This is a genomic window from Enterococcus sp. ZQ21 (assembly GCF_030053755.1).
Lineage (GTDB): Bacteria > Bacillota > Bacilli > Lactobacillales > Enterococcaceae > Enterococcus_B > Enterococcus_B lactis.
Window position 1 is genome coordinate 63,196 of record NZ_CP125658.1, and the last position, 23,866, is coordinate 87,061.

Sequence of the window (23,866 nt, forward strand, 5' to 3'; positions counted from 1 at the left end):
ATGTCTAAAATGTGAATCGATATTCCTTTTAAATTGCAGACGAATGGCACAATCTTAATCAAATAAAAAAGAACAGAAAGAAGCGAGTTACGCTCTTTCTGTTCCGAACTAGGCTACCAACAGGATGTGACAAATGAGTCATCTCCTGTTGGTGGCTTCGTCTAGATGAATACCTTAATCATTCAATTGCTCATGTGATGATGCTTGAAGAATGAAAAATTCAACTTAAATCAAGTCTGCATCAATAATAAGTGTTTCGAATAATACAGCGTGCTCAAGTGAGGTGCCTGATCCAGGACGTCCTGGTAGGCGATATACTTCTATTCGCTGTCCTGCTTTTCCAGGAATTCCGTGACGTACTTGAATATTACCATCAACTATTCTTGGAATGCTATAGTATGCTGTGCCGTCAAATGTTCCAAAACGATATCTTCCATCAATGTGAACGACCCATCTGTCTTGATTATTGTGAAAAAGTTCAGGTGTCAATGTTAAATAAGCAAATGCTTGAGAACCTTCTCGCCCTACAGACAACATGTTTGTTTCTGTTACGCCTGTTTCCACTTGGATATTGTCATATTTCGCCCAACCATTCCATGTAGAAGCAAATCGTATAAGGTATGTATTTTCATCGTCTGGAGTCGCAAAAGTAAGTTTGCCACGTTCCCAGTTCTCATTATTATGTTCACTGCGTTCTAATACATCAAAACCGACATCATGATTCATGATCCCTAATTCAACACGTCCTGGTGCTGATTCGCTTGCTGCAACATCATAACTAAATGTATACGTGGTACTTGGTTTTAATGTCACATATTGATGAACATTTTCACCATTTTTTGCTAAAGCAAAGTTATTTCCATTAACGGTTTGAAGTGTGGGATTATTTGGCTCTTGGCCACTAGTGATCCAATGATCAAACCCGTCATTAAAGTCACCATTATGGATATACAATTGTTGCTCAATGGCCTGTTTACTTGTACTAACGAAGTCAGTTGTTGATAGACTTGTTGCGAATGTCGAAACGGATCCTCCTAAACTTAAAAATACCATACCTGCTGCCATCACTGTTTTTAAATTACTTTTGATCATCTTGTATCTCCTCACTCTATATTTTTATTTTTTGATTTTGTTTGTAAGATGCAGCCGTGTAGTCTGTCTGTATCTCACAAATTAATCATAACCGAGAAAATAGCGGTCGTGTAAACACTTTTTTCTATATAACATTCATCATTAGAAAAAAATGATAAAATAAATAGTTTTATAAGGTTGACTTTTATCTAAACTTCATTTATTAGCAACATAAGAAAAGATGGAGAGTTGTGGTGATAGCTCATACAAATGAAAACTTCCTCTTAGAAACAGGATAAAAGAATGAAATTTAAATAAGTTTCTACAAAAAATGTTCGCTCCACATCTGAATGATTGTCAGACATTCTTTTTTCTCTCAATGCTACGCCTTCTCTCTTAATTTTTTGTTTATTCAAACAGTACTTACTATTATAATCATATAGTTATTACCCGTGGTGCTAGTTAATTTTTTCCTAGAGGAAAATGTCTAAACATGTTGGTAAATCAACAAAAAAACGCATATAGTAGTCTCAAAACTCCCAAGAAATGAGGACTACATATGCGTTCATCAAAATATACTGAACATTATACAGATACTTTTATAACATTCAAGGAAATTATGAGAACTGTTTCTAACATATACCACAATTGTGTACCAGATAAGATTAAAAACCGAAGAAATACTGATCAACTGAAGCAACGCGATACAGTGATTATTGCTTGTGTTATATGGGGCATAATTAATGGCTATACTAGCCAAAGAGCCACGTATAGAGCGGTTTGTTCCGTCTTATTTCCTAATGGTGACTTTCCTAGTAGGAGTCGATTCACTCGCTTAAGTTCAAACTTAGCTTACACTATCAAGATTATTCGATACTTTTTCATCAAGAAGCTCACCAAAGGTGAACTAGTCGGAATTATAGATAGTTTTCCTAGTCCATTATGTAAACCAGTTAGAAATAGACAAGCAAAACTATTGAATCAAATAGTCAAAGTTGGCTATAACTCAACAAAAAAATCTTATTTTTATGGTCTTAAAATTCATATGATCGTTACTAAGACTGGCTTTCCGATTACTTACTCAATCACGAATCCAGGTGTCCATGACGTGAAAGTGTTAGAGACTTTATCGGAAGAAGCGAATCTTCCCAATATCCTAGGGGACAAAGGATATATTAGCCATAAAATCCATGAAAAGCTTGCCCTTAAGGGCATTACTATATCCGTTCCGCCACGTAAAAACATGGATAAATCAGAAAAACTAGACCACAGCTTACTTGGAAAACAAAGAAAAACAGTTGAGACTGTTTTTTCTTCCTTAGAAAAATTAGGTTGTCAAAATTTCAACTCACGTTCTGTTAAAGGGCTAGAGAGTAGATTTGACAGCATATTACTGGCTTACAGTGTTCTATTAAGTCGAGCACAACGACGTTTTGAAGGAACTTTGAGATATTCTTTAGGATATTAAAATTAACTAGCACCACGGGTAGTTATTATGTAAATTGATGTCATTCGCATTAGATAGCCAAGACTACCGTCTTCCAATATCTAAAAAAACAGCCCCTTCATCTCTTACAATAATAGGAGGTGAGAGGGCTGTCTTATTTACAATAGAGTATCTATTATAGGTAGTATTTTTTAGCCACTGTTAAGTCATCATTTAATTCATAAACAAGTGGTTGACCTGTTGGGATTTCAAGATCCATGATGTCTTCGTCAGAGATACCTTCGATATGTTTAGCTAGAGCGCGTAATGAGTTACCGTGTGCAGCTACTAAAACAGTTTTGTTGTCTAGTAATGCTGGAGCAATTTTATCTTGCCAGAATGGCAAAGCACGTTCTAATGTCACTTTCAAGTTTTCGCCACCAGGAATATCGCGTTTGTCTAACATTGCGTAACGACGGTCGTTTGCTGCAGAACCTTCGTCAGTTTCTTCCATTAATGGAGGAAGAGTATCGTAAGAACGACGCCAGATGTGTACTTGTTCGTCGCCGTATTTTTCAGCTGTTTCTTTTTTGTTCAAACCTTGTAATTTACCATAGTGACGTTCGTTCAAGCGCCATGATTTGATTTGTGGTACCCAAAGTTGATCTGAATATTCTAAGATCAAGTTACATGTTTTGATTGCACGAGTTAAAACAGAAGTATAGGCAACATCAAATTCGATTCCAGCTTCTTTGATTTTGCGTCCGCCTTCTTTTGCTTCTTCGATTCCTTCTGGTGCTAGGTTTACATCAGCCCAACCAGTAAATTGGTTCAATGCATTCCATTCACTAAGACCGTGACGAGAAAAAACTAATTTTGGCATGTTTAGCTCTCCTTTAAGATAGGTTTATATTTCTGAAAATTTCAGTTCTGTTTTATTGTACAATTTTTTGGAAGAGATTTCCATCGAAAAATTGGATAAGATTCTATGAGAAAACGAGTAGAGAAGATAAAAAAACGAACAGCTGCGAAAGCACTGTTCGTTTTTAGGCATTAGATGCATAATTGCTCGATTTCTTTTTCAGGCAAATTGATATATTTATAACATGTTCCAACTGAAACACCGCATTTTGAAGAAATAAATTGGATTGTTTCTTTTTTTTCGTAATAGAGACGTCGGATTTTTTTGATCGTTTTTGCATCGATTTTTGGTCTTCCGCCGATTTTTCCTTTTTTACGAGCTTCATCTAATCCAACTAATGTACGTTCTTTGATCAATGCGCACTCCATGTTTGCCAGGTTTTCCATCAATTGGAAATAGATTTTCCCCATTTCGCGCGTATCGATTCCTTCATCAATGCTAATCAAGTGCAGCCCGCGGTCTTTGAATAATTGTGTAAGTTCTGTTAATTGCCGTGTAGATTTGCCCAATCGATGAAGTTGGCAGACGACTAGTGCATCGCCTTGCTGCATGTCAGCAATCACTGACTCCAAATGAACAGCAGTAGCATCGTTTTGTTCCACTTCATATGTCTCATGGAAAATTTCTTGACAACCAAAGTCAGATAATTGTTCAACCTGAGTTGTTAAATCAACATCATTTATGGTTGTGCGTGCATAACCAATGATTTTCATGGTGATTCCTTTCTAGCAGTGATTTTCTAACTGGATATAACAGTAAAAATGTAGCATAAAGTACGTCAAAAAGATAGTTTTTTCGCAAATTTTCCGCTGTCTTTTTTTATTGGATGATCAAGCAGTTTTTCTTTATTTATGGCGGATGGCATCAAGAATCTCAACACCTTTTTCTGAGCCAACAACAACTTTTGAAACCATATTTAGGAAAAGTCCATGTTCGACTACCCCAACAAGTTCATCTAAATAGGTAGCTAAGCTTTCTGGTTGTTCAATAACTTCTAGATGCAGATCAATGATATAATGACCACCATCTGTGGTTAGGACTTCGCCGTTTTCGTCTGTACGCAAAACAGGTTGGAATCCTTTTTCGTCAAAAATACGAAGTAGCTGTTGGGAGCCATAAGGGATGACTTCAACTGGGAGTGGGAACTTCCCAAGTTTATGGACTAATTTAGAAGAATCAACGATCCAAATCGTTTCTTTTGAGTACGTAGCGACTATTTTCTCGAAAAGCAAAGCAGCACCGCCGCCTTTTATCCCTTGAAAATCAGCACTGATTTCATCAGCACCATCTATCGTCAGATCGACTACTGGGACTTCATCGATACTCTTTAGCGGTATTCCTAATTTTTCCGCTTGTTCTTTTGTCGCATTTGAAGTAGTGACTCCTGTGATACGTAATCCTTCTTCACGCATACGGCGACCAATCTCTTCTACCATATAATAGGCGGTTGAACCGGTCCCGAGACCAACGATCATCCCGTCCTTTACGAATTTCGCGGCTTCAATGCCAGCTAATTGTTTTAAATTCATCTTTGCATCCACCTTTTTTTAGTTTGAGCTTCGTGCTTTCCTCACTATTTTAGCGTGATTTACGGCAAAAAGATACCATTCTTTTTTATTGCAATAAAGCTTTTTCAAAAAAAATTGCATCTCTTGTTGACATGTTTTTTCATTCGTGATATTCTAACAAAGGTGCTTTATCTACAGGTTTCTGTGAAGAAACGTGCTGACTGTTTATCAAAGCATATTTGATAAGGATGCAGACATTGCATTTATTTTTTATCGCAAAAAAAGAACCACCTGGATGTGTGGAACTAGACGCAAATCGTGGGAAGGAGGAAACAAGGAATGCCTACAATTAACCAATTAGTACGTAAACCTCGTAAATCAAAGGTGGAAAAATCTAATTCACCTGCTTTGAACAAAGGATATAACAGCTTTAAGAAAACTCAAACTAACGTAAACTCACCTCAAAAACGTGGGGTAGCAACTCGTGTGGGTACAATGACACCTAAAAAACCGAACTCAGCTTTACGTAAATATGCACGTGTTCGTTTGTCAAACTTAATTGAAGTTACTGCTTATATCCCAGGGATTGGTCATAACTTACAAGAACACAGTGTTGTATTATTACGCGGTGGTCGTGTAAAAGACTTACCAGGGGTACGTTACCATATCGTTCGCGGTGCTTTAGATACTGCTGGTGTTAACGACCGTAAACAAAGCCGTTCTAAATACGGAACTAAAAAACCTAAAGCTTAATTTTAATTATTAAACAAATGAAACTTGCTTCTATTATATAGAAGTAATTACTATGAACAATATTTCGGAAGGAGGAGTTACGGATGCCACGTAAAGGTCCTGTTGCAAAACGTGATGTTTTACCAGATCCTATTTATAACTCAAAATTAGTAACTCGCTTGATCAACCGTGTAATGGTTGACGGAAAACGCGGGATTGCAGCTAACATTATCTATAATGCCTTTGATTTGATCAAAGAATCTACAGGTAACGATCCATTAGAAGTGTTTGAACAAGCAATGAAAAACGTTCAACCTGTTCTTGAAGTTAAAGCACGTCGTGTTGGGGGTTCAAACTACCAAGTACCAGTTGAAGTTCGCCCTGAACGCCGCGTTACTCTAGGTCTTCGTTGGGTAGTAAACTACGCTCGCTTGCGCGGTGAACACACAATGGAAGAACGCTTAGCAAAAGAAATCATGGATGCTGCAAACAACACAGGTGCTTCTGTTAAAAAACGTGAAGACACTCATAAAATGGCTGATGCCAACCGTGCGTTTGCTCACTATCGCTGGTAAGATTCTCTCTGTTTGGTCGACTTTTATAAGTCGACCTCAGATAGTGTCCTTATTTTTAGCAACTAGATAGTAAAGAGAGGAGAAACAAGGAGAATGACCAGAGAATTTTCTTTACAAAACACTCGTAATATCGGTATCATGGCCCACATCGATGCTGGTAAAACGACTGCTACTGAACGTATCTTGTACTATACTGGTAAAATCCACAAAATTGGTGAAACTCATGAAGGAGCTTCACAAATGGACTGGATGGAACAAGAACAAGAACGTGGTATTACGATCACTTCTGCTGCTACTACAGCACAATGGAAGGGTCATCGAATCAACATCATCGACACACCAGGACACGTAGACTTCACAGTTGAAGTTGAACGTTCATTGCGTGTACTTGATGGTGCTGTAACTGTTCTTGATGCACAATCAGGTGTTGAACCTCAAACTGAAACAGTTTGGCGTCAAGCAACAACTTACGGTGTACCTCGTATCGTATTTGCAAACAAAATGGACAAGATCGGTGCTGACTTCTTATATTCAGTATCAACTTTACATGACCGTTTGCAAGCAAACGCTCACCCAATCCAATTACCAATTGGTGCGGAAGACGACTTCACAGGAATTATCGACCTTGTAACAATGAAGGCTGAAATGTATACAAACGATCTTGGAACAGAGATCGAAGAAACAGAAATTCCTGAAGAATACCGCGAATTAGCTGAAGAATGGCGCGAAAAATTGGTTGAAGCTGTAGCTGAAACTGATGAAGAACTTACTTTGAAATACTTAGAAGGTGAAGAAATCACTGAAGCTGAGTTAAAAGAAGGTATCCGCCGCGCAACAGTTAACGTAGAATTCTACCCAGTACTATGTGGTTCAGCATTTAAGAACAAAGGGGTTCAATTACTATTGGACGCTGTTCTTGATTACTTGCCATCACCGTTAGATATCCCAGCTATCAAAGGGATTGACCCTAAAACTGATGAAGAAGTAGAACGTCCTGCAGACGATAGCGCTCCTTTCTCAGCTTTAGCATTTAAAGTTATGACTGACCCATTCGTAGGCCGTTTAACTTTCTTCCGTGTGTACTCTGGTGTTTTAAAATCAGGTTCATACGTACAAAACGCAACAAAAGGCAAACGCGAACGTGTTGGTCGTATCTTACAGATGCATGCCAACTCTCGTTCAGAAATCTCTGAAGTTTACGCTGGAGATATCGCTGCTGCTGTTGGTTTGAAAGACACAACTACTGGGGACACACTATGTGATGAAAAGAATCTAGTTATTCTTGAATCAATGGAATTCCCAGAACCAGTTATCCAAGTCGCTATTGAACCTAAATCAAAAGCTGACCAAGATAAAATGGGTGTGGCTTTACAAAAACTATCTGAAGAAGATCCTACTTTCCGTGCTGAAACAAACGTGGAAACAGGCGAAACAATCATCGCTGGTATGGGTGAACTTCACTTAGATATCATCGTTGACCGTATGCGTCGTGAATTCAAAGTTGAAGCTAACGTAGGTGCGCCTCAAGTATCTTACCGTGAAACTTTCCGTGCTGGCACTCAAGCCGAAGGTAAGTTTGTACGTCAGTCTGGTGGTAAAGGTCAATACGGTCACGTATGGATCGAATTTACACCAAACGAAGAAGGTGCTGGTTTCGAATTTGAAAATGCGATCGTCGGTGGGGTTGTTCCTCGTGAATACATTCCAGCTGTTGAAGCTGGTTTGAAAGATGCTATGGAAAATGGTGTCTTAGCTGGCTATCCATTAGTAGATATCAAAGCTAAACTTTACGATGGTTCATACCATGATGTCGATTCAAATGAAACTGCCTTCCGTGTTGCTGCTTCTATGGCATTACGTGCAGCAGCTAAGAAAGCTAATCCAGTAATCCTTGAACCAATCATGGCTGTAGAAGTTGTTATCCCTGAAGATTACTTAGGTGATGTTATGGGCCACGTAACTGCTCGTCGTGGACGTGTTGAAGGTATGGAAGCTCGCGCTGGCGGCCAACAAGTTGTTCGTGCGATGGTTCCACTTGCTGAAATGTTTGGTTATGCTACAACTCTTCGTTCTGCTACTCAAGGTCGTGGTACATTTACAATGACATTTGACCACTACGAAGATGTACCAAAATCAGTACAAGAAGAAATCATTAAGAAAAACGGCGGAAAAGCTGAATAATTTCTTAAAACCGGATAGTCCTGCAAAGAGATTATCCAAAGAGACTATATTTTTAATATAGTTTCGTGTAAAATAATTATCGATGATATGGGCATGTGGTGTACCTTGTGTACATCATATACCTATCAGACAAATAAAAAATATATTGTATTTTTAGGAGGACATTTTAAAATGGCAAAAGAAAAATTTGACCGTTCTAAACCACACGTTAACATTGGTACTATCGGACACGTTGACCATGGTAAAACTACATTAACAGCTGCAATCACAACTGTACTATCTAAGAAAAACGGCGGCCAAGCTATGGCTTACGATCAAATCGATGGTGCTCCAGAAGAACGCGAACGCGGAATCACAATCTCAACAGCTCACGTTGAGTATGAAACAGATACACGCCACTACGCTCACGTTGACTGCCCAGGACACGCGGACTACGTTAAAAACATGATCACTGGTGCTGCTCAAATGGACGGAGCTATCTTGGTAGTTTCTGCTGCTGATGGCCCAATGCCTCAAACTCGTGAACACATCCTATTGTCTCGTCAAGTTGGTGTTCCTTACATCGTTGTATTCTTGAACAAAGTAGACATGGTTGATGACGAAGAATTACTAGAATTAGTTGAAATGGAAGTTCGTGACCTATTAACAGAATACGAATTCCCTGGTGACGATGTTCCTGTAGTTGCTGGATCAGCTTTGAAAGCTTTAGAAGGCGACGCTTCATACGAAGAAAAAATTCTTGAATTGATGGCTGCAGTTGACGAATACATCCCAACTCCAGAACGTGACAACGACAAACCATTCATGATGCCAGTTGAAGACGTGTTCTCAATCACTGGACGTGGGACTGTTGCTACAGGTCGTGTTGAACGTGGACAAGTTCGCGTTGGTGACGAAGTTGAAGTTGTTGGTATTGCTGAAGAAACTTCAAAAACAACAGTTACTGGTGTTGAAATGTTCCGTAAATTGTTAGACTACGCTGAAGCTGGAGACAACATTGGTGCTTTACTACGTGGTGTTGCACGTGAAGACATCCAACGTGGACAAGTTTTAGCTAAACCAGGTACAATCACACCTCATACAAAATTCTCTGCAGAAGTATATGTGTTGACAAAAGAAGAAGGTGGACGTCATACTCCATTCTTCACTAACTACCGTCCACAATTCTACTTCCGTACAACTGACGTAACAGGTGTTGTTGAATTACCAGAAGGAACTGAAATGGTTATGCCTGGCGACAACGTAACAATGGAAGTTGAATTAATCCACCCAATCGCTATCGAAAACGGTACTAAATTCTCAATCCGTGAAGGCGGACGTACAGTTGGTGCCGGTGTCGTTACAGAAATCAAAGCTTAATTGAATTAAGCAAAACTAAGCAACATTTATTCGGACGTAATCGCTCGGAATGAAGATCTCAGGATCTTTGTTTCCGAGCTTTTTTATTTATTGCAGGATCAGGAAAGAAAAGACAGGGTATTATAATAGAAGGAACGCGAAATAAAAGAATCAGTATTTTCTAAATGAAACTTTATGAAAACAAAATGTTTTTTACAAGAAAAAGCCTTGCGTTGTGAGTTTATATATATTATAATGACAAAGGTGCGTTTACTTTAGTGAATTGCACAGACGTAATCAGAATGATTTCGTCGGCTAAGAAACGAGAGGTTGCGACACGCCCGGACGCTTTGCCACGAACGAGCGTGACGGAAATTTTCGTGGAGCTATGTCTACTTTTCAAAATAGGCGAAGGAGGGAACAAGATGGCAAAACAAAAAATTCGTATCCGTTTAAAAGCGTATGAACACCGTATTTTAGATCAATCAGCGGATAAAATCGTGGAAACTGCAAAAAGAACTGGAGCTAGCGTGTCTGGTCCAATTCCATTACCAACTGAACGCAGTCTTTACACAATCATTCGTGCGACTCATAAATACAAAGATTCACGCGAACAATTCGAAATGCGTACACACAAACGTCTTATCGACATTGTGAACCCAACACCAAAAACTGTTGATGCTTTGATGAAGCTAGACTTACCATCTGGTGTAAACATCGAAATCAAATTATAAAACTAAAACAAAAATAATGGAGGTGTACTCATGACCAAAGGAATCTTAGGGAAAAAAGTGGGAATGACACAAATCTTCACTGAATCTGGTGAATTAATTCCAGTTACTGTTGTAGAAGCTACGCCAAACGTAGTACTACAAGTGAAAACAATGGAAACGGATGGCTACGAAGCTATTCAAGTTGGTTACCAAGATATGCGTGAAGTTTTATCAAACAAACCTGCGAAAGGTCATGTTGCAAAAGCAAACACGGCTCCTAAGCGCTTCATTCGTGAATTCAAAAATGTTGAGCTAGGAGAATATGAAGTAGGAAAAGAAATTACAGTAGATGTTTTCCAAGCAGGAGACATTATTGATGTAACAGGTACTACGAAAGGTAAAGGATTCCAAGGGGTTATCAAACGCCACGGACAAAGCCGCGGACCAATGGCTCACGGTTCTCGTTACCATCGTCGTCCTGGGTCAATGGGTCCAGTTGCACCTAACCGTGTATTCAAAAACAAACGTCTTGCTGGCCGTATGGGTGGCAACCGCGTAACTATCCAAAACTTGGAAGTTGTACGTGTAGATGCAGAAAGAAATGTTATCTTGATCAAAGGTAATGTTCCTGGAGCGAAAAAATCTTTAATCACTATCAAATCAGCTGTGAAAGCTAAATAATTGTAGGAAGAAAGGAGGAACTAAGGAATGCCGAATGTAGCATTATTCAAACAAGATGGAAGCCAAAACGGTGAAATCACACTTAACGAAGAAATCTTCGGAATTGAACCTAATGAAAGTGTTGTTTACGATGCAATCGTAATGCAACGTGCGTCATTAAGACAAGGAACACACGCGGTTAAAAACCGTAGCGCTGTTCGTGGCGGTGGACGTAAACCATGGCGTCAAAAAGGAACAGGTCGTGCACGTCAAGGATCTATCCGCTCACCACAATGGCGTGGAGGTGGCGTAGTCTTTGGACCAACACCACGTTCTTACAGCTACAAACTTCCTAAAAAAGTTCGTCGTTTAGCAATGAAATCTGTATTGTCAGAAAAAGTTGCTGAAAACAACTTGGTAGCAATCGAAGGCTTGAACTTCGACGCACCAAAAACAAAAGAATTCAAACAAGTTCTTGCTAACTTATCTATCGACTCTAAAGTATTGGTTGTTCTAGAAAAAGGTAACGACTTTGCTGCTTTATCAGCACGTAACTTACCAAACGTTTCTGTAGTAACTTCTGATAATGTGAGTGTGCTAGACGTTGTATCAAATACAAAAGTGTTAGCAACACAAACTGCTCTTACTCAAATTGAGGAGGTGCTTGCATAATGAACTTACTAGACGTAATCAAACGCCCAGTGATCACTGAAAAATCAATGCTTGCCATGGATGACAAGAAATACACTTTTGAAGTGGACACTCGCGCAAACAAAACTTTAGTAAAACAAGCGGTAGAAGCTGCTTTTGACGTTAAAGTCAAAAACGTGAACATCGTGAACGTACGTGCGAAATTCAAACGTATGGGCAAATATGCAGGATATACAAAAAAACGTCGCAAAGCGATCGTTACATTGACTGAAGATTCAAAAGAAATCCAATTATTCGAAGCTGCTGAATAAGCACTAATAGATAACTCATTAAATTAGGAGGGAAAAACGTGGCGATTAAAAAGTACAAACCTACCTCAAATGGTCGTCGTAACATGACAGGTTCTGATTTTGCTGAAATCACAACATCAACACCTGAAAAATCATTGTTACAACCATTGAAAAACCATGCTGGACGTAACAACAACGGCCGCATCACTGTACGTCATCAAGGTGGCGGACACAAACGCCAATATCGCGTGATCGACTTCAAACGTAACAAAGACAACGTTGTTGCAACTGTTCAAACGATCGAATATGATCCAAACCGTTCAGCTAACATCGCGTTAGTACACTATGAAGATGGAGTGAAAGCTTACATCTTAGCACCTAAAGGACTAGAAGTGGGTATGAAACTTGTTTCAGGTCCAGAAGCAGATATCAAAGTCGGAAATGCTCTTCCATTAGAAAACATTCCAGTTGGTACTGTTATCCACAACATTGAAATGAAACCTGGTAAAGGTGGACAATTGATCCGTTCTGCTGGTACAAGTGCTCAAGTACTTGGTAAAGAAGGCAAATACGTATTGATCCGCTTGAACTCTGGTGAAGTTCGTATGATCTTAGCTGCATGCCGCGCAACAATCGGTTCTGTAGGTAACGAACAACACGAATTAATCAACATCGGTAAAGCTGGACGCTCTCGTTGGATGCGTAAACGCCCAACTGTACGTGGTAGCGTAATGAACCCTAATGATCACCCACACGGTGGTGGTGAAGGTAAAGCTCCTATTGGACGTAAAGCACCAGTTTCTCCTTGGGGTCAACCAGCTCTTGGTTACAAAACTCGTAACAAAAAAGCTAAATCAGACAAACTTATTGTTCGTCGTCGCAAAAATAAATAATTACTTTGACCATGTGTCGCACATTTTGAGAGGAGGTTCACCATGGGTCGTAGTTTAAAGAAAGGACCTTTTGTCGATGAGCATTTAATGAAAAAAGTTGAAGCTCAAGCAGGGGTTGAAAAGAAAAAAGTTATCAAAACTTGGTCACGCCGTTCAACAGTTTTCCCAAGTTTTGTTGGATATACCATCGCAGTTTATGATGGACGTAAACATGTACCAGTTTACATCCAAGAAGACATGGTAGGACACAAATTAGGTGAATTTGCACCTACAAGAACTTATCGTGGACATGCTGCTGACGATAAGAAAACGAAACGCTAATTTGAGGGGAGGATAAATCCAAATGGCAGAACAAATCACATCAGCTAAAGCAACTGCAAAAACAGTTCGCACTTCACCTCGAAAAGCCCGTTTAGTAATTGACCTTATCAGAGGTAAAAGTGTCGCAGATGCAATTTCAATCTTGAAATTCACACCAAACAAATCTGCTGGAATCATTGAAAAAGTATTGATGTCAGCAGTTGCGAATGCAGAAAATAACTTTGACTTAGATGTTGAAAACTTGGTAGTAACCGAAGCTTTTGTTAACGAAGGACCTACAATGAAACGTTTCCGTCCTCGTGCAAAAGGATCAGCTTCTCCAATCAACAAACGTACAAGTCATATCACGGTAGTCGTATCAGAAAAATAAGGAGGGATAATCAGTGGGTCAAAAAGTACATCCAATTGGAATGCGTGTAGGCATCATCCGCGACTGGGATGCTAAGTGGTATGCTGAAAAAGAGTATGCTGAGTTCTTACACGAAGATTTAAGAATCCGTAAATTTATTTCAACTAAACTTGCTGATGCTGCTGTATCAACAGTTGAAATCGAACGTGCAACAGGTCGCGTAAACATTTCAATTCACACAGCTAAACCAGGTATGGTTATTGGTAAAGGCGGTTCTGAAGTCGAAAGCCTAAGAAAAGAATTAAACAAATTAACTGGTAAAAGAATCCACATCAACATCGTGGAAATCAAAAAACCAGATCTAGATGCAAAATTAGTAGGTGAAGGAATCGCACGTCAATTAGAAAACCGTGTTGCTTTCCGTCGCGCTCAAAAACAAGCGATCCAACGCTCAATGCGTGCTGGCGCTCAAGGTATCAAAACTCAAGTATCTGGTCGTCTAAACGGAGCAGATATCGCTCGTTCAGAAGGATACTCAGAGGGAACTGTTCCTCTTCATACTTTACGTGCGGACATTGATTACGCATGGGAAGAAGCAGATACAACATACGGAAAACTAGGAGTTAAAGTGTGGATCTATCGTGGAGAAATTCTTCCAACTAAAAAAAACACTGAGAAAGGAGGGAAATAATCATGTTAGTACCTAAACGTGTAAAACACCGTCGTGAATTCCGCGGAAAAATGCGCGGGGAAGCTAAAGGCGGAAAAGAAGTAGCATTCGGTGAATACGGTTTGCAAGCTGTTGATTCACATTGGATCACAAACCGCCAAATCGAAGCTGCTCGTATCGCAATGACTCGTTACATGAAACGTGGTGGGAAAGTATGGATTAAAATTTTCCCTCACAAATCTTATACTGCCAAAGCAATTGGGGTACGTATGGGTTCTGGTAAAGGGGCACCTGAAGGATGGGTTGCACCAGTAAAACGTGGTAAAATCATGTTTGAAATCGCAGGCGTTCCTGAAGAAGTAGCTCGTGAAGCGTTACGTCTAGCTTCTCACAAATTACCAATGAAAACTAAGATCGTAAAACGTGAGGAAATGGGTGGTGAATCGAATGAAGGTTAAAGAAATCAGAGAATTAACCACTGCCGAAATGCTTGATCAAGAAAAACAATTAAAAGAAGAATTGTTTAATCTTAGATTCCAATTAGCAACAGGTCAATTAGAAAACACTGCACGTATTAAAGAAGTACGTAAATCGATTGCACGCATCAAAACTGTGTTGCGTGAACAAGCTAAGTAATTATGGAAGGAGGCCATTAAGCGTATGACTGAAGGAAGAAATCAACGCAAAGTTTATCAAGGTCGCGTGGTTTCAGACAAAATGGATAAAACAATTACCGTTGCTGTCGAAACAAAGAAAAACCACCCTATCTATGGCAAACGCATGAACTATTCTAAGAAATACAAAGTGCATGATGAAAACAACACAGCAAAAGTTGGTGACATCGTGAGAATTATGGAAACTCGTCCATTATCAGCTACAAAACGTTTCCGTTTGTTGGAAGTAGTCGAAGAAGCAGTTATTATCTAATAACACGAGATTTTCCTATATAGATTGAATGCAAAATCTGAAAGGAGGATACACAACGTGATCCAAGCAGAAAGTCGTTTAAAAGTCGCTGATAACTCAGGCGCACGTGAAATTTTGACGATCAAAGTCCTTGGTGGATCTGGTCGTAAAACTGCTAACATCGGTGATGTGATCGTTGCTACGGTTAAACAAGCAACGCCAGGTGGGGTTGTCAAAAAAGGTGACGTCGTTAAAGCCGTTATCGTTCGAACAAAATCAGGAGCTCGTCGTACAGACGGTTCATATATTAAATTTGATGAAAATGCTGCAGTGATTATTCGTGATGATAAAAGCCCTCGTGGAACACGTATCTTTGGGCCAGTTGCACGTGAACTACGTGAAAACAACTTCATGAAGATCGTTTCACTAGCACCAGAAGTTTTATAATCTTGAGACACTTATCAAAGGAGGTGCGAAACAGTTATGTTTGTTAAAAAAGGCGATAAAGTTAAAGTTATCACTGGAAAAGACAAAAACAAAGAAGGCGTTGTACTAGCAGCGTTCCCGAAAAAAGATAAAGTTATTGTCGAAGGTGTAAATGTCGTTAAAAAACACCAAAAACCTTCTCAAGCTGCTCCTCAAGGTGGAATTGTTGAGATGGAAGCGCCAATTCATGTTTCTAACGTGATGGTGGTTGACTCTACTGGTGTAGCTGGCCGAGTTGGCTACAAAGAAGTAGACGGCAAAAAAGTCCGTGTTTCTAAAAAAACCGGTGAAGTTTTAGATAAATAAAAGTTTAAGGAAGGAGGGTCTTACTGAATGAACCGCCTAAAAGAAAAATATCTTAAAGAAGTAACTCCATCATTGATGGAAAAATTTAACTATAGCTCTGTTATGCAAACACCTAAAGTTGAAAAAATCGTCATCAACATGGGTGTTGGTGATGCGGTATCAAACGCTAAAAACTTAGATAAAGCAGTTGAAGAATTAACTTTGATCACTGGTCAAAAACCAATGATTACAAAAGCTAAAAAATCAATCGCTGGATTCCGTTTACGTGAAGGAATGCCAATTGGTGCAAAAGTTACATTGCGCGGAGAAAGAATGTACGAATTCTTAGACAAATTGGTTTCAGTTTCACTACCACGTGTACGTGACTTCCATGGTGTAAGTAAAAAAGCCTTTGACGGTCGTGGAAACTATACTTTAGGTATTAAAGAACAATTGATCTTCCCAGAAGTAGATTATGATTTAGTAGATAAAGTACGTGGTATGGACATCGTTATTGTAACAACAGCAAACTCTGATGAAGAATCTCGTGAGTTGTTGACACAATTAGGCATGCCATTCCAAAAATAATTAAAGGAGGCGAACTACGTGGCTAAAAAATCAATGATTGCTAAAAACAAACGTCCTGCAAAATTTTCAACACAAGCTTATACTCGTTGCGAACGTTGCGGACGTCCACATTCAGTTTATCGTAAGTTCCATCTTTGCCGTATTTGCTTCCGCGAACTTGCCTATAAAGGTCAAATTCCCGGCGTGAAGAAAGCTAGCTGGTAAAAAGTAAATTCGCATAAGAAGGAGGTAAAAGATCAATGGTCATGACAGATCCAATTGCAGATTTTCTAACTCGTATCCGTAACGCAAACATGGTTAAACATGAGTCTTTAGAAGTACCTGCATCAAAAATTAAACGTGACATCGCTGAAATCTTGAAACGTGAAGGTTTCGTTCGTGATGTTGAATACATCGAAGATGACAAACAAGGCGTGATCCGTGTTTTCCTAAAATTTGGTAAAAACGGCGAACGTGTTATCACAAACTTAAAACGTATCTCTAAACCAGGTTTGCGTGCTTATGTCAAAGCTGACGAAGTACCAAAAGTATTGAACGGTTTAGGTATCGCAATCATTTCGACTTCTGAAGGTGTTGTCACTGATAAAGAAGCTCGTGAAAAAAATATCGGCGGCGAAGTTATCGCTTACGTATGGTAATCAAGTAGAATCTACAAGGAGGTGTCTTTAAGTGAGCCGTATCGGAAATAAAGTCGTTGTTATCCCTGAAGGAGTAACAGTTACTCAAGAAGGAAACAACGTTACAGTTAAAGGACCAAAAGGTGAATTGACTCGTACTTTCTCAGCAGATATCAAAATGAATATCGAAGGAAACGAAGTGACTTTCACTCGTCCAAACGACAGTAAAGAAATGAAAACAATTCATGGAACAACTCGTGCGAACTTCAACAACATGGTTGTAGGTGTCAGCGAAGGTTTCCAAAAAGCGTTAGAACTAATCGGGGTTGGGTACCGTGCACAATTACAAGGATCAAAACTTGTATTGAACGTTGGTTACTCACATCCAGTAGAAATCATACCACCAGCTGGAGTAACTGTTGAAGTACCAGCTAACACACAAGTAATTGTTAAAGGTGCGAACAAAGAAGAAGTTGGCGAATTAGCTGCAAATATTCGTGGAACTCGTCCTCCAGAACCTTATAAAGGTAAAGGTATTCGTTATGTTGGCGAATATGTACGCCGTAAAGAAGGTAAAACTGGTAAATAATCGTTTAGAAAAATTGCATAGAAGCCAGCAGCAGGAAAAAGGCATTTGGCTGAAGTTTACCTTCAAAAAAATAAATTTTTACTTGTGCCGCAGCTTCTATTTTTCGAAACGTATTTACTGCTTGAAATAGTAGTACAATAAAAATAAAGAGGTGACAATTGTGATTACAAAACCAGATAAGAACAAAACACGTCAAAAGAGACATCGTCGTGTACGTAACAATATCTCTGGTACTGCTGAGCGCCCACGCTTGAACGTTTTTCGTTCTAACAAAAACATCTACGCTCAAATTATTGATGACGTAGCGGGTGTAACGCTAGCAAGTGCCTCTACCTTGGATAAAGAAATTTCAGGTGGAACAAAAACAGAAGCAGCACAAGCTGTCGGTAAACTAGTTGCTGAACGTGCAGCTGAAAAAGGCATTAAAGTAGTAGTCTTTGACCGTGGTGGATACCTTTACCATGGCCGTGTGCAAGCTTTAGCTGAAGCTGCTCGCGAAAATGGACTAGAATTTTAGAAGAAGGAGGAATACCATTCATGGTTTATATCGATCCAAAACATTTGGAATTAGAAGACCGCGTTGTTGCAATTAACCGTGTAACAAAAGTTGTTAAAGGTGGACGTCGTCTACGTTTTGCTGCTTTAGTTGTTGTCGGTGACAAAAACGGACACGTAGGATTTGGTACAGGTAAAGCTCAAGAAGTTCCTGAAGCAATCCGTAAAGCAATTGAAGATGCGAAGAAAAACTTAGTTGAAGTACCTATGGTTGGTTCAACAATCCCACACGAAGTAATCGGTGCTTTTAGTGGTGGTAGAATCCTAATGAAACCTGCTGTAGAAGGTTCTGGGGTTGCTGCTGGCGGACCAGTTCGTGCCGTATTAGAATTAGCTGGGGTAGCAGATATCACTTCTAAATCTTTAGGCTCAAATACACCAATCAACGTTGTTCGCGCAACAGTTGAAGGTTTGAAACAATTGAAACGTGCAGAAGAAGTTGCAGAACTTCGCGGCAAATCAGTTGAAGAATTAATCGGATAAGGAGGACAACAATAATGGCTGAATTAAAAGTTACTTTAAAACGCAGTATTATCGGACGTCCTCAAAACCAACGCGATACAGTTAAAGCGTTAGGTCTTACAAAGATTAACAGTTCAGTGGTTAAGCCTTCTAATGAAGCAATTAAAGGCATGATCAATACTGTTTCTCATCTAGTGGACGTTGAAGAAGTTTAATTAAAAAAATCAGAACTAGAATATTAAGGAGGTGCCAAACCTATGAAACTTCATGAATTAAAACCTGCTGAAGGTTCACGCCAAGTACGTAACCGTGTTGGTCGTGGTACTTCATCTGGTAACGGAAAAACTGCCGGACGCGGACAAAAAGGACAAAAAGCCCGTTCAGGCGGTGGTGTGCGTTTAGGATTTGAAGGGGGACAAACACCATTGTTCCGTCGTTTACCAAAACGAGGATTCACAAACGTGAACCGTAAAGACTATGCAGTCATCAATCTTGATGTATTGAACCGCTTTGAAGACGGAGCTGAAGTAACTCCTGTTGCTTTAGTTGAAGCTGGAATCGTGAAAAACGAAAAAGCTGGAATCAAAGTATTAGCTAACGGGGAACTAAACAAGAAATTAACTGTGAAAGCAGCAAAATTCTCTAAAGCAGCTCAAGAAGCAATTGAAGCGGCTGGTGGATCAATCGAGGTGATCTAATGTTTAGACTATTAAAAGATGCTTTTAAAGTAAAAGACATTAGATCGAAAATCCTATTTACTGTATTTGTGTTGTTTGTATTTCGCCTAGGTGCACATATCACTGTACCAGGCGTAAATGCTGCTTCATTGCAAAACCTTTCTTCTTTGCCATTTTTCAACATGTTGAACTTGGTAAGTGGTAGTGCGATGCAAAACTTCTCCATTTTCTCAATGGGGGTTTCACCATACATTACTGCTTCTATCGTCATTCAGCTTCTTCAAATGGACATCGTGCCTCGATTTGTTGAATGGTCGAAACAAGGGGAAGTTGGTCGTAAAAAATTGAATCAAGCCACTCGATATCTGACATTAGTATTGGCATTTATCCAATCTGTCGGTATCACTGCTGGATTCAATCAATACGCTCAATTAGGTTTCGTGAATAATCCTAACGTAGCAACTTACGTAACGATCGGTTTGATTCTAACAGCCGGTACGATGTTTGTTACTTGGCTAGGAGAACAGATCACAGAAAAAGGTATCGGAAATGGCGTATCAATGATCATTTTTGCAGGGATCATTTCTAGATTGCCTGAAAGTATCAGAGAAATTTATGAAGATTACTTTATAAATATCGATCCTTCAGACATATGGAAATCTGCTATTTTTGTGGCCATTTTATTAGTAGCGGTCTTATTGATCGTGACATTCGTAACATTTTTCCAACAAGCTGAACGCAAGATCCCGATTCAATATACGAAACGCGTCGCTGGCGCGCCTACAAGCAGCTATCTGCCGTTGAAAGTAAATGCAGCTGGAGTTATTCCAGTTATCTTTGCTAGTTCGTTTATTGCTACGCCAAATGCTGTTTTACAAGCATTGAGTGGTAGATTCGGTTCTGAAAACTGGTATAAAGTGATGATGGAGATCTTTAACTATAATACAGCACCTGGTGCTACGATTTATACGATTCTGATCGTTGCCTTCACTTTCTTCTACGCCTTTGTACAAGTAAACCCTGAGAAATTAGCGGAAAACTTGCAAAAGCAAGGAAGTTATATACCAAGCGTACGCCCTGGTAAGGGGACTGAAGAGTATGTCTCAAGATTACTGATGCGCTTAAGTACAGTTGGTGCAGTCTTCCTTGGTTTAGTGGCATTGCTTCCAATCATTGCTCAAATGGTTTGGGATCTTCCACAATCAATCGGATTAGGCGGTACAAGCTTACTGATCGTTATCGGTGTAGCTTTAGAAACTGCGAAACAGTTAGAAGGCTTAATGCTGAAACGTAAATATGTTGGATTCATTGAGTAAGAAAGCGTGTTGAGGTTCTTCCTCAACACACGTTCTCACACATTTATTAGGAGGGAAAACAATGAACCTCATTTTAATGGGGCTGCCAGGCGCAGGTAAAGGAACACAAGCTGAAAAAATCATTGACGCTTATGGTATTCCGCACATCTCAACAGGAGATATGTTCCGCGCAGCGATGCAAAACGAAACAGCTCTTGGCCTGGAAGCAAAGTCTTATATGGATAAAGGTGCATTAGTTCCTGATGAAGTAACAAATGGAATCGTGAAAGAGCGACTAGCTGAACCAGATACAGAGAAAGGCTTCTTATTAGACGGCTTTCCACGTACACTAGATCAAGCAAAAGCTCTGGACGCAATGCTAAAAGATTTGAATAAAAAAATTGATGCTGTCATCGATATCCATGTTGGTGAAGAAATCTTGGTCGAACGTCTAGCCGGCCGATTTATCTGCAGCAATTGTGGAGCAACTTACCATAAAATTTTCAACCCTACAAAAGTTGAAGACACATGTGATCGTTGCGGTGGGCATGAATTCTATCAAAGAGAAGATGATAAACCTGAGACGGTTAAAAATCGTCTGGCTATCAACATCAAAAATAGTGAACCAATCTTGGCTTATTATAAAGAACAAGGTTTGCTAAACACTATTGATGGTGCTCGTGAAATCGATGCTGTATTTGCAGATGTACAAAAAATCATTGAAAAATAGCACGATTGCCCGTAGCCGACTTGCATTATGCAGTTACTCTTGTCAAGTTCAATAAATTATGATAGAATATGTCAGTCCGACTTCTAGAGAATCCTCTAGATGATCCATTTTGAGAATTTTGAGGTGGGAACTGCAGTTTCCGCCATTTTATCGTGTGAAAATGCGAAACAAGTACAAGGAGGTACTGTGCGTGGCAAAAGAAGATATGATTGAAGTCGAAGGTACAGTCGTCGAAACTTTGCCGAATGCAATGTTTAAAGTTGAACTAGAAAACGGACACCAAGTTCTTGCTACTGTTTCAGGTAAAATTCGTATGCATTACATCCGTATCTTACCTGGTGACAAAGTAACGGTTGAATTGTCTCCATACGATCTTAACCGTGGCCGTATTACTTATCGCTTTAAATAATTGTACTCCGTAAAACTACAGGAGGTATTATCATGAAAGTAAGACCATCAGTAAAACCAATGTGCGAACATTGTAAAGTAATTCGTCGTAAAGGACGCGTTATGGTGATTTGCCCAGCAAATCCAAAACATAAACAACGTCAAGGATAATTGGAGGTGCTATAAATATGGCTCGTATTGCAGGAGTAGATATTCCTCGTGATAAACGTGTGGTAGTTTCACTTACTTATATCTATGGTATTGGTAACACTACTGCTAAAAAGATCTTAGCTGATGCTGGTGTATCTGAAGATGTTCGCGTTCGTGAATTAACGAATGAACAAACAGATGCTATCCGTGCGGAAGTAGATAAATTAAAAGTTGAAGGGGATCTTCGTCGTGAAGTGAACTTGAACATCAAACGTTTGATGGAAATCGGTTCTTACCGTGGAATCCGTCATCGCCGTGGATTGCCTGTTCGTGGACAAAACACGAAAAACAATGCACGTACTCGTAAAGGCCCAGCTCGCGCTATCGCTGGCAAGAAAAAATAATTCTTAAGTGAAGGAGGTTAAAACTTCATGGCAGCAAAAAAAGTGAATCGTAAACGCCGTGTGAAGAAGAATATAGAAGCAGGTATTGCACATATCCATTCTACATTCAATAACACTATCATCATGATCACTGATACTCACGGAAATGCATTAGCGTGGTCATCAGCTGGTTCATTAGGTTTCAAAGGAAGCAAAAAATCAACTCCTTTTGCCGCTCAAATGGCAGCAGAAACTGCTACAAAAGCAGCAATGGAACACGGATTAAAGACTGTTGAAGTAACAGTTAAAGGACCTGGTTCTGGACGTGAAGCAGCAATTCGTTCATTACAAGCTACAGGTTTAGAAGTGACTGCAATTCGTGACGTGACTCCAGTTCCTCATAATGGTGCCCGCCCTCCAAAACGCCGTCGTGTTTAATGAGTGCCGCTCATTTTGAGTTTTATCAGTAACGTCATTGAACATGACACTTTTCGTTTTGAAAGGGGTAAAGATAAGAATGATTGAGTTCGAAAAACCAAGAATCGCAAAAATTGATGAAGAAAAAGATTATGGCAAGTTCATCGTTGAACCTCTTGAAAGAGGGTATGGGACTACTTTAGGGAATTCCCTACGTCGTATTTTATTATCTTCTTTGCCAGGTGCTGCCATCACTAATATTCAAATCGATGGTGTACTGCATGAATTCTCTACCATCAAAGGTGTTAGAGAAGACGTCACTCAAATCATCTTGAACATTAAAGGCTTAGCGCTGAAAATGTATGGCCAAGAAGAAAAAACCCTTGAAATCGATATTACCGGACCTGCTACAGTAACTGCTGGCGATATTATCGTTGATAGTGATGTAGAGATTCTTAACAAAGATATGTACATCTGTAGTGTCTCTGAAGGAGCTACGTTCCATGCTCGCTTAACAGTGAAACCTGGACGTGGTTATGTTCAAGCAGATGAAAATAAAAAAGAAGATATGCCAATTGGCGTTCTTCCAGTCGATTCAATCTACACACCTGTTCGTCGTGTGAACTATCAAGTTGAGAACACACGTGTTGGACACCGTGAAGATTTTGATAAATTGACGATGGAGATTTGGACAGATGGTTCAATCGAACCGTTGGAAGCAATGAGTTTATCTGCGAAAATCATGACTGAACATTTGGATATTTTTGTGAACTTAACTGATGAAGCAAAAAATGCTGAAATCATGGTCGAAAAAGAAGAAACACAAAAAGAAAAAATGTTGGAAATGACAATCGAAGAGTTAGACTTGTCTGTTCGCTCTTACAATTGTTTGAAACGTGCAGGAATCAATACTGTACAAGAACTTACAAATAAATCTGAGCCTGAAATGATCAAAGTCCGTAATTTAGGACGTAAGTCATTAGAAGAAGTTAAAGCAAAATTGCACGACTTAGGTTTAGGTTTACGTAAAGAAGATTAA

General features: G+C 39.4%; 37 protein-coding genes. 33 read left to right on the forward strand and 4 right to left on the reverse strand.

Annotated features, from left to right (window positions below):
- Positions 1–225 precede the first annotated feature (225 nt).
- Positions 226–1,092, reverse strand: coding sequence for a carbohydrate binding domain-containing protein (locus QK255_RS00280; RefSeq protein WP_002291123.1), 867 nt, complete (start codon positions 1,090–1,092; stop codon positions 226–228).
- Between the two features lie 538 nt (positions 1,093–1,630).
- Here QK255_RS00280 and QK255_RS00285 point away from each other — a divergent pair.
- Positions 1,631–2,539 (forward strand): IS982-like element ISEfm1 family transposase, encoded by a 909-nt coding sequence (locus tag QK255_RS00285; protein ID WP_283341563.1) that lies wholly within the window; start codon positions 1,631–1,633, stop codon positions 2,537–2,539.
- A gap of 154 nt (positions 2,540–2,693) precedes the next feature.
- Here the strand turns inward: QK255_RS00285 and gpmA are convergent, their stop codons facing one another.
- From gpmA to rpiA, 3 genes are all read right to left on the reverse strand, one after another.
- Positions 2,694–3,380 carry a 2,3-diphosphoglycerate-dependent phosphoglycerate mutase gene (gpmA, locus tag QK255_RS00290; RefSeq protein ID WP_002290434.1) on the reverse strand — a complete coding sequence of 229 codons (687 nt, stop codon included), beginning with the start codon at positions 3,378–3,380 and terminating at the stop codon, positions 2,694–2,696.
- A 170-nt stretch (positions 3,381–3,550) separates the two neighbouring features.
- Complete coding sequence (locus QK255_RS00295) at positions 3,551–4,132, reverse strand: recombinase family protein (RefSeq protein ID WP_002290435.1); 582 nt, start codon at positions 4,130–4,132, stop codon at positions 3,551–3,553.
- 132 nt (positions 4,133–4,264) lie between these two features.
- Positions 4,265–4,948, reverse strand: coding sequence for a ribose-5-phosphate isomerase RpiA (rpiA, locus tag QK255_RS00300; protein WP_002290438.1), 684 nt, complete (start codon positions 4,946–4,948; stop codon positions 4,265–4,267).
- Between the two features lie 318 nt (positions 4,949–5,266).
- Here rpiA and rpsL point away from each other — a divergent pair, with 318 nt between their 5' ends.
- The 32 genes from rpsL (at position 5,267) to QK255_RS00460 (ending at position 23,866) form a co-directional block, all read left to right on the forward strand.
- Positions 5,267–5,680, forward strand: coding sequence for a 30S ribosomal protein S12 (gene rpsL, locus QK255_RS00305; RefSeq protein WP_002294318.1), 414 nt, complete (start codon positions 5,267–5,269; stop codon positions 5,678–5,680).
- An 83-nt stretch (positions 5,681–5,763) separates the two neighbouring features.
- The gene (gene rpsG, locus QK255_RS00310; protein ID WP_002290440.1) at positions 5,764–6,234 is read left to right on the forward strand and encodes a 30S ribosomal protein S7; all 471 of its coding nucleotides are present in this window, start codon (positions 5,764–5,766) and stop codon (positions 6,232–6,234) included.
- Positions 6,235–6,327: 93 nt separating this feature from the next.
- Positions 6,328–8,415, forward strand: coding sequence for an elongation factor G (gene fusA / locus QK255_RS00315; protein ID WP_002290441.1), 2,088 nt, complete (start codon positions 6,328–6,330; stop codon positions 8,413–8,415).
- A gap of 171 nt (positions 8,416–8,586) precedes the next feature.
- Positions 8,587–9,774: an elongation factor Tu gene (tuf, locus tag QK255_RS00320; RefSeq protein WP_002290442.1), complete on the forward strand. Its 1,188-nt coding sequence runs from the start codon at positions 8,587–8,589 to the stop codon at positions 9,772–9,774.
- A gap of 404 nt (positions 9,775–10,178) precedes the next feature.
- Positions 10,179–10,487: a 30S ribosomal protein S10 gene (gene rpsJ, locus QK255_RS00325; protein ID WP_002290443.1), complete on the forward strand. Its 309-nt coding sequence runs from the start codon at positions 10,179–10,181 to the stop codon at positions 10,485–10,487.
- 30 nt (positions 10,488–10,517) lie between these two features.
- Positions 10,518–11,147: a 50S ribosomal protein L3 gene (gene rplC / locus QK255_RS00330; protein WP_002290445.1), complete on the forward strand. Its 630-nt coding sequence runs from the start codon at positions 10,518–10,520 to the stop codon at positions 11,145–11,147.
- A gap of 27 nt (positions 11,148–11,174) precedes the next feature.
- Complete coding sequence (rplD, locus tag QK255_RS00335; protein WP_002290446.1) at positions 11,175–11,798, forward strand: 50S ribosomal protein L4; 624 nt, start codon at positions 11,175–11,177, stop codon at positions 11,796–11,798.
- Positions 11,798–12,088: a 50S ribosomal protein L23 gene (rplW, locus tag QK255_RS00340; RefSeq protein WP_002290449.1), complete on the forward strand. Its 291-nt coding sequence runs from the start codon at positions 11,798–11,800 to the stop codon at positions 12,086–12,088. The genes rplD and rplW overlap by 1 nt, the downstream gene beginning before the upstream one ends.
- A gap of 38 nt (positions 12,089–12,126) precedes the next feature.
- Entirely contained in the window at positions 12,127–12,960 is an 834-nt protein-coding gene (rplB, locus tag QK255_RS00345) for a 50S ribosomal protein L2 (RefSeq protein ID WP_002290451.1), read from the forward strand.
- A gap of 42 nt (positions 12,961–13,002) precedes the next feature.
- Entirely contained in the window at positions 13,003–13,281 is a 279-nt protein-coding gene (rpsS, locus tag QK255_RS00350; protein WP_002288655.1) for a 30S ribosomal protein S19, read from the forward strand.
- A gap of 22 nt (positions 13,282–13,303) precedes the next feature.
- Complete coding sequence (gene rplV, locus QK255_RS00355; protein WP_002290452.1) at positions 13,304–13,651, forward strand: 50S ribosomal protein L22; 348 nt, start codon at positions 13,304–13,306, stop codon at positions 13,649–13,651.
- 13 nt (positions 13,652–13,664) lie between these two features.
- Positions 13,665–14,321 carry a 30S ribosomal protein S3 gene (gene rpsC / locus QK255_RS00360; RefSeq protein ID WP_002288659.1) on the forward strand — a complete coding sequence of 219 codons (657 nt, stop codon included), beginning with the start codon at positions 13,665–13,667 and terminating at the stop codon, positions 14,319–14,321.
- 2 nt (positions 14,322–14,323) lie between these two features.
- Positions 14,324–14,758, forward strand: a complete 435-nt coding sequence (gene rplP, locus QK255_RS00365; RefSeq protein WP_002288661.1) for a 50S ribosomal protein L16 — start codon at positions 14,324–14,326, stop codon at positions 14,756–14,758.
- Positions 14,748–14,936: a 50S ribosomal protein L29 gene (rpmC, locus tag QK255_RS00370; protein ID WP_002288664.1), complete on the forward strand. Its 189-nt coding sequence runs from the start codon at positions 14,748–14,750 to the stop codon at positions 14,934–14,936. Before rplP ends, rpmC begins: the two co-directional genes overlap by 11 nt.
- 24 nt (positions 14,937–14,960) lie before the next feature.
- On the forward strand, positions 14,961–15,227 hold the full coding sequence (gene rpsQ, locus QK255_RS00375; RefSeq protein WP_002288668.1) for a 30S ribosomal protein S17: 267 nt from the start codon (positions 14,961–14,963) through the stop codon (positions 15,225–15,227).
- A 57-nt stretch (positions 15,228–15,284) separates the two neighbouring features.
- Complete coding sequence (rplN, locus tag QK255_RS00380) at positions 15,285–15,653, forward strand: 50S ribosomal protein L14 (protein WP_002288669.1); 369 nt, start codon at positions 15,285–15,287, stop codon at positions 15,651–15,653.
- Between the two features lie 36 nt (positions 15,654–15,689).
- Positions 15,690–15,998, forward strand: a complete 309-nt coding sequence (gene rplX / locus QK255_RS00385) for a 50S ribosomal protein L24 (RefSeq protein ID WP_002288670.1) — start codon at positions 15,690–15,692, stop codon at positions 15,996–15,998.
- Positions 15,999–16,025: 27 nt separating this feature from the next.
- Positions 16,026–16,565, forward strand: coding sequence for a 50S ribosomal protein L5 (rplE, locus tag QK255_RS00390; protein ID WP_002288671.1), 540 nt, complete (start codon positions 16,026–16,028; stop codon positions 16,563–16,565).
- A gap of 18 nt (positions 16,566–16,583) precedes the next feature.
- Entirely contained in the window at positions 16,584–16,769 is a 186-nt protein-coding gene (locus QK255_RS00395) for a type Z 30S ribosomal protein S14 (RefSeq protein ID WP_002288673.1), read from the forward strand.
- A gap of 35 nt (positions 16,770–16,804) precedes the next feature.
- Positions 16,805–17,203, forward strand: a complete 399-nt coding sequence (gene rpsH / locus QK255_RS00400) for a 30S ribosomal protein S8 (protein WP_002288675.1) — start codon at positions 16,805–16,807, stop codon at positions 17,201–17,203.
- Between the two features lie 31 nt (positions 17,204–17,234).
- On the forward strand, positions 17,235–17,771 hold the full coding sequence (gene rplF, locus QK255_RS00405) for a 50S ribosomal protein L6 (protein ID WP_002290453.1): 537 nt from the start codon (positions 17,235–17,237) through the stop codon (positions 17,769–17,771).
- A gap of 160 nt (positions 17,772–17,931) precedes the next feature.
- Positions 17,932–18,288: a 50S ribosomal protein L18 gene (gene rplR / locus QK255_RS00410; protein ID WP_002288679.1), complete on the forward strand. Its 357-nt coding sequence runs from the start codon at positions 17,932–17,934 to the stop codon at positions 18,286–18,288.
- Positions 18,289–18,308: 20 nt separating this feature from the next.
- Positions 18,309–18,809, forward strand: a complete 501-nt coding sequence (rpsE, locus tag QK255_RS00415; RefSeq protein ID WP_002288681.1) for a 30S ribosomal protein S5 — start codon at positions 18,309–18,311, stop codon at positions 18,807–18,809.
- 14 nt (positions 18,810–18,823) lie between these two features.
- Positions 18,824–19,003, forward strand: coding sequence for a 50S ribosomal protein L30 (gene rpmD, locus QK255_RS00420; RefSeq protein WP_002290455.1), 180 nt, complete (start codon positions 18,824–18,826; stop codon positions 19,001–19,003).
- Positions 19,004–19,045: 42 nt separating this feature from the next.
- Entirely contained in the window at positions 19,046–19,486 is a 441-nt protein-coding gene (gene rplO, locus QK255_RS00425; RefSeq protein WP_002288687.1) for a 50S ribosomal protein L15, read from the forward strand.
- Entirely contained in the window at positions 19,486–20,781 is a 1,296-nt protein-coding gene (gene secY, locus QK255_RS00430; protein WP_002288688.1) for a preprotein translocase subunit SecY, read from the forward strand. The genes rplO and secY overlap by 1 nt, the downstream gene beginning before the upstream one ends.
- Before the next feature lie 61 nt (positions 20,782–20,842).
- Positions 20,843–21,490: an adenylate kinase gene (locus QK255_RS00435; protein WP_002288690.1), complete on the forward strand. Its 648-nt coding sequence runs from the start codon at positions 20,843–20,845 to the stop codon at positions 21,488–21,490.
- Between the two features lie 190 nt (positions 21,491–21,680).
- Positions 21,681–21,899, forward strand: a complete 219-nt coding sequence (gene infA, locus QK255_RS00440) for a translation initiation factor IF-1 (protein ID WP_002288695.1) — start codon at positions 21,681–21,683, stop codon at positions 21,897–21,899.
- A 32-nt stretch (positions 21,900–21,931) separates the two neighbouring features.
- Positions 21,932–22,048, forward strand: coding sequence for a 50S ribosomal protein L36 (rpmJ, locus tag QK255_RS00445; protein ID WP_002288710.1), 117 nt, complete (start codon positions 21,932–21,934; stop codon positions 22,046–22,048).
- Between the two features lie 17 nt (positions 22,049–22,065).
- On the forward strand, positions 22,066–22,431 hold the full coding sequence (gene rpsM, locus QK255_RS00450) for a 30S ribosomal protein S13 (RefSeq protein WP_002288713.1): 366 nt from the start codon (positions 22,066–22,068) through the stop codon (positions 22,429–22,431).
- A gap of 27 nt (positions 22,432–22,458) precedes the next feature.
- Complete coding sequence (rpsK, locus tag QK255_RS00455) at positions 22,459–22,848, forward strand: 30S ribosomal protein S11 (protein WP_002288714.1); 390 nt, start codon at positions 22,459–22,461, stop codon at positions 22,846–22,848.
- 79 nt (positions 22,849–22,927) lie between these two features.
- Complete coding sequence (locus QK255_RS00460) at positions 22,928–23,866, forward strand: DNA-directed RNA polymerase subunit alpha (protein WP_002288715.1); 939 nt, start codon at positions 22,928–22,930, stop codon at positions 23,864–23,866.

Excerpts from the sequence above, each read along its gene's own strand:
- rpsQ (WP_002288668.1), top strand. The coding sequence starts at position 14,961 with ATGACTGAAGGAAGAAATCAACGCAAAGTTTATCAAGGTCGCGTGGTT.
- gpmA (WP_002290434.1), bottom strand. The coding sequence starts at position 3,380 with ATGCCAAAATTAGTTTTTTCTCGTCACGGTCTTAGTGAATGGAATGCA.
- rplE (WP_002288671.1), top strand. The coding sequence starts at position 16,026 with ATGAACCGCCTAAAAGAAAAATATCTTAAAGAAGTAACTCCATCATTG.
- rpsM (WP_002288713.1), top strand. The coding sequence starts at position 22,066 with ATGGCTCGTATTGCAGGAGTAGATATTCCTCGTGATAAACGTGTGGTA.
- rpsE (WP_002288681.1), top strand. The coding sequence starts at position 18,309 with ATGGTTTATATCGATCCAAAACATTTGGAATTAGAAGACCGCGTTGTT.
- rplP (WP_002288661.1), top strand. The coding sequence starts at position 14,324 with ATGTTAGTACCTAAACGTGTAAAACACCGTCGTGAATTCCGCGGAAAA.
- rpsK (WP_002288714.1), top strand. The coding sequence starts at position 22,459 with ATGGCAGCAAAAAAAGTGAATCGTAAACGCCGTGTGAAGAAGAATATA.
- QK255_RS00460 (WP_002288715.1), top strand. The coding sequence starts at position 22,928 with ATGATTGAGTTCGAAAAACCAAGAATCGCAAAAATTGATGAAGAAAAA.
- QK255_RS00435 (WP_002288690.1), top strand. The coding sequence starts at position 20,843 with ATGAACCTCATTTTAATGGGGCTGCCAGGCGCAGGTAAAGGAACACAA.
- fusA (WP_002290441.1), top strand. The coding sequence starts at position 6,328 with ATGACCAGAGAATTTTCTTTACAAAACACTCGTAATATCGGTATCATG.
- rpsJ (WP_002290443.1), top strand. The coding sequence starts at position 10,179 with ATGGCAAAACAAAAAATTCGTATCCGTTTAAAAGCGTATGAACACCGT.
- rplW (WP_002290449.1), top strand. The coding sequence starts at position 11,798 with ATGAACTTACTAGACGTAATCAAACGCCCAGTGATCACTGAAAAATCA.
- QK255_RS00295 (WP_002290435.1), bottom strand. The coding sequence starts at position 4,132 with ATGAAAATCATTGGTTATGCACGCACAACCATAAATGATGTTGATTTA.
- rpsH (WP_002288675.1), top strand. The coding sequence starts at position 16,805 with ATGGTCATGACAGATCCAATTGCAGATTTTCTAACTCGTATCCGTAAC.
- rpsS (WP_002288655.1), top strand. The coding sequence starts at position 13,003 with ATGGGTCGTAGTTTAAAGAAAGGACCTTTTGTCGATGAGCATTTAATG.
- rplV (WP_002290452.1), top strand. The coding sequence starts at position 13,304 with ATGGCAGAACAAATCACATCAGCTAAAGCAACTGCAAAAACAGTTCGC.
- secY (WP_002288688.1), top strand. The coding sequence starts at position 19,486 with ATGTTTAGACTATTAAAAGATGCTTTTAAAGTAAAAGACATTAGATCG.
- QK255_RS00280 (WP_002291123.1), bottom strand. The coding sequence starts at position 1,092 with ATGATCAAAAGTAATTTAAAAACAGTGATGGCAGCAGGTATGGTATTT.
- rpiA (WP_002290438.1), bottom strand. The coding sequence starts at position 4,948 with ATGAATTTAAAACAATTAGCTGGCATTGAAGCCGCGAAATTCGTAAAG.
- rpmC (WP_002288664.1), top strand. The coding sequence starts at position 14,748 with ATGAAGGTTAAAGAAATCAGAGAATTAACCACTGCCGAAATGCTTGAT.
- rplO (WP_002288687.1), top strand. The coding sequence starts at position 19,046 with ATGAAACTTCATGAATTAAAACCTGCTGAAGGTTCACGCCAAGTACGT.
- rpmD (WP_002290455.1), top strand. The coding sequence starts at position 18,824 with ATGGCTGAATTAAAAGTTACTTTAAAACGCAGTATTATCGGACGTCCT.
- rplX (WP_002288670.1), top strand. The coding sequence starts at position 15,690 with ATGTTTGTTAAAAAAGGCGATAAAGTTAAAGTTATCACTGGAAAAGAC.
- rpmJ (WP_002288710.1), top strand. The coding sequence starts at position 21,932 with ATGAAAGTAAGACCATCAGTAAAACCAATGTGCGAACATTGTAAAGTA.
- rpsL (WP_002294318.1), top strand. The coding sequence starts at position 5,267 with ATGCCTACAATTAACCAATTAGTACGTAAACCTCGTAAATCAAAGGTG.
- rplC (WP_002290445.1), top strand. The coding sequence starts at position 10,518 with ATGACCAAAGGAATCTTAGGGAAAAAAGTGGGAATGACACAAATCTTC.
- rplD (WP_002290446.1), top strand. The coding sequence starts at position 11,175 with ATGCCGAATGTAGCATTATTCAAACAAGATGGAAGCCAAAACGGTGAA.
- rpsG (WP_002290440.1), top strand. The coding sequence starts at position 5,764 with ATGCCACGTAAAGGTCCTGTTGCAAAACGTGATGTTTTACCAGATCCT.
- tuf (WP_002290442.1), top strand. The coding sequence starts at position 8,587 with ATGGCAAAAGAAAAATTTGACCGTTCTAAACCACACGTTAACATTGGT.
- QK255_RS00285 (WP_283341563.1), top strand. The coding sequence starts at position 1,631 with ATGCGTTCATCAAAATATACTGAACATTATACAGATACTTTTATAACA.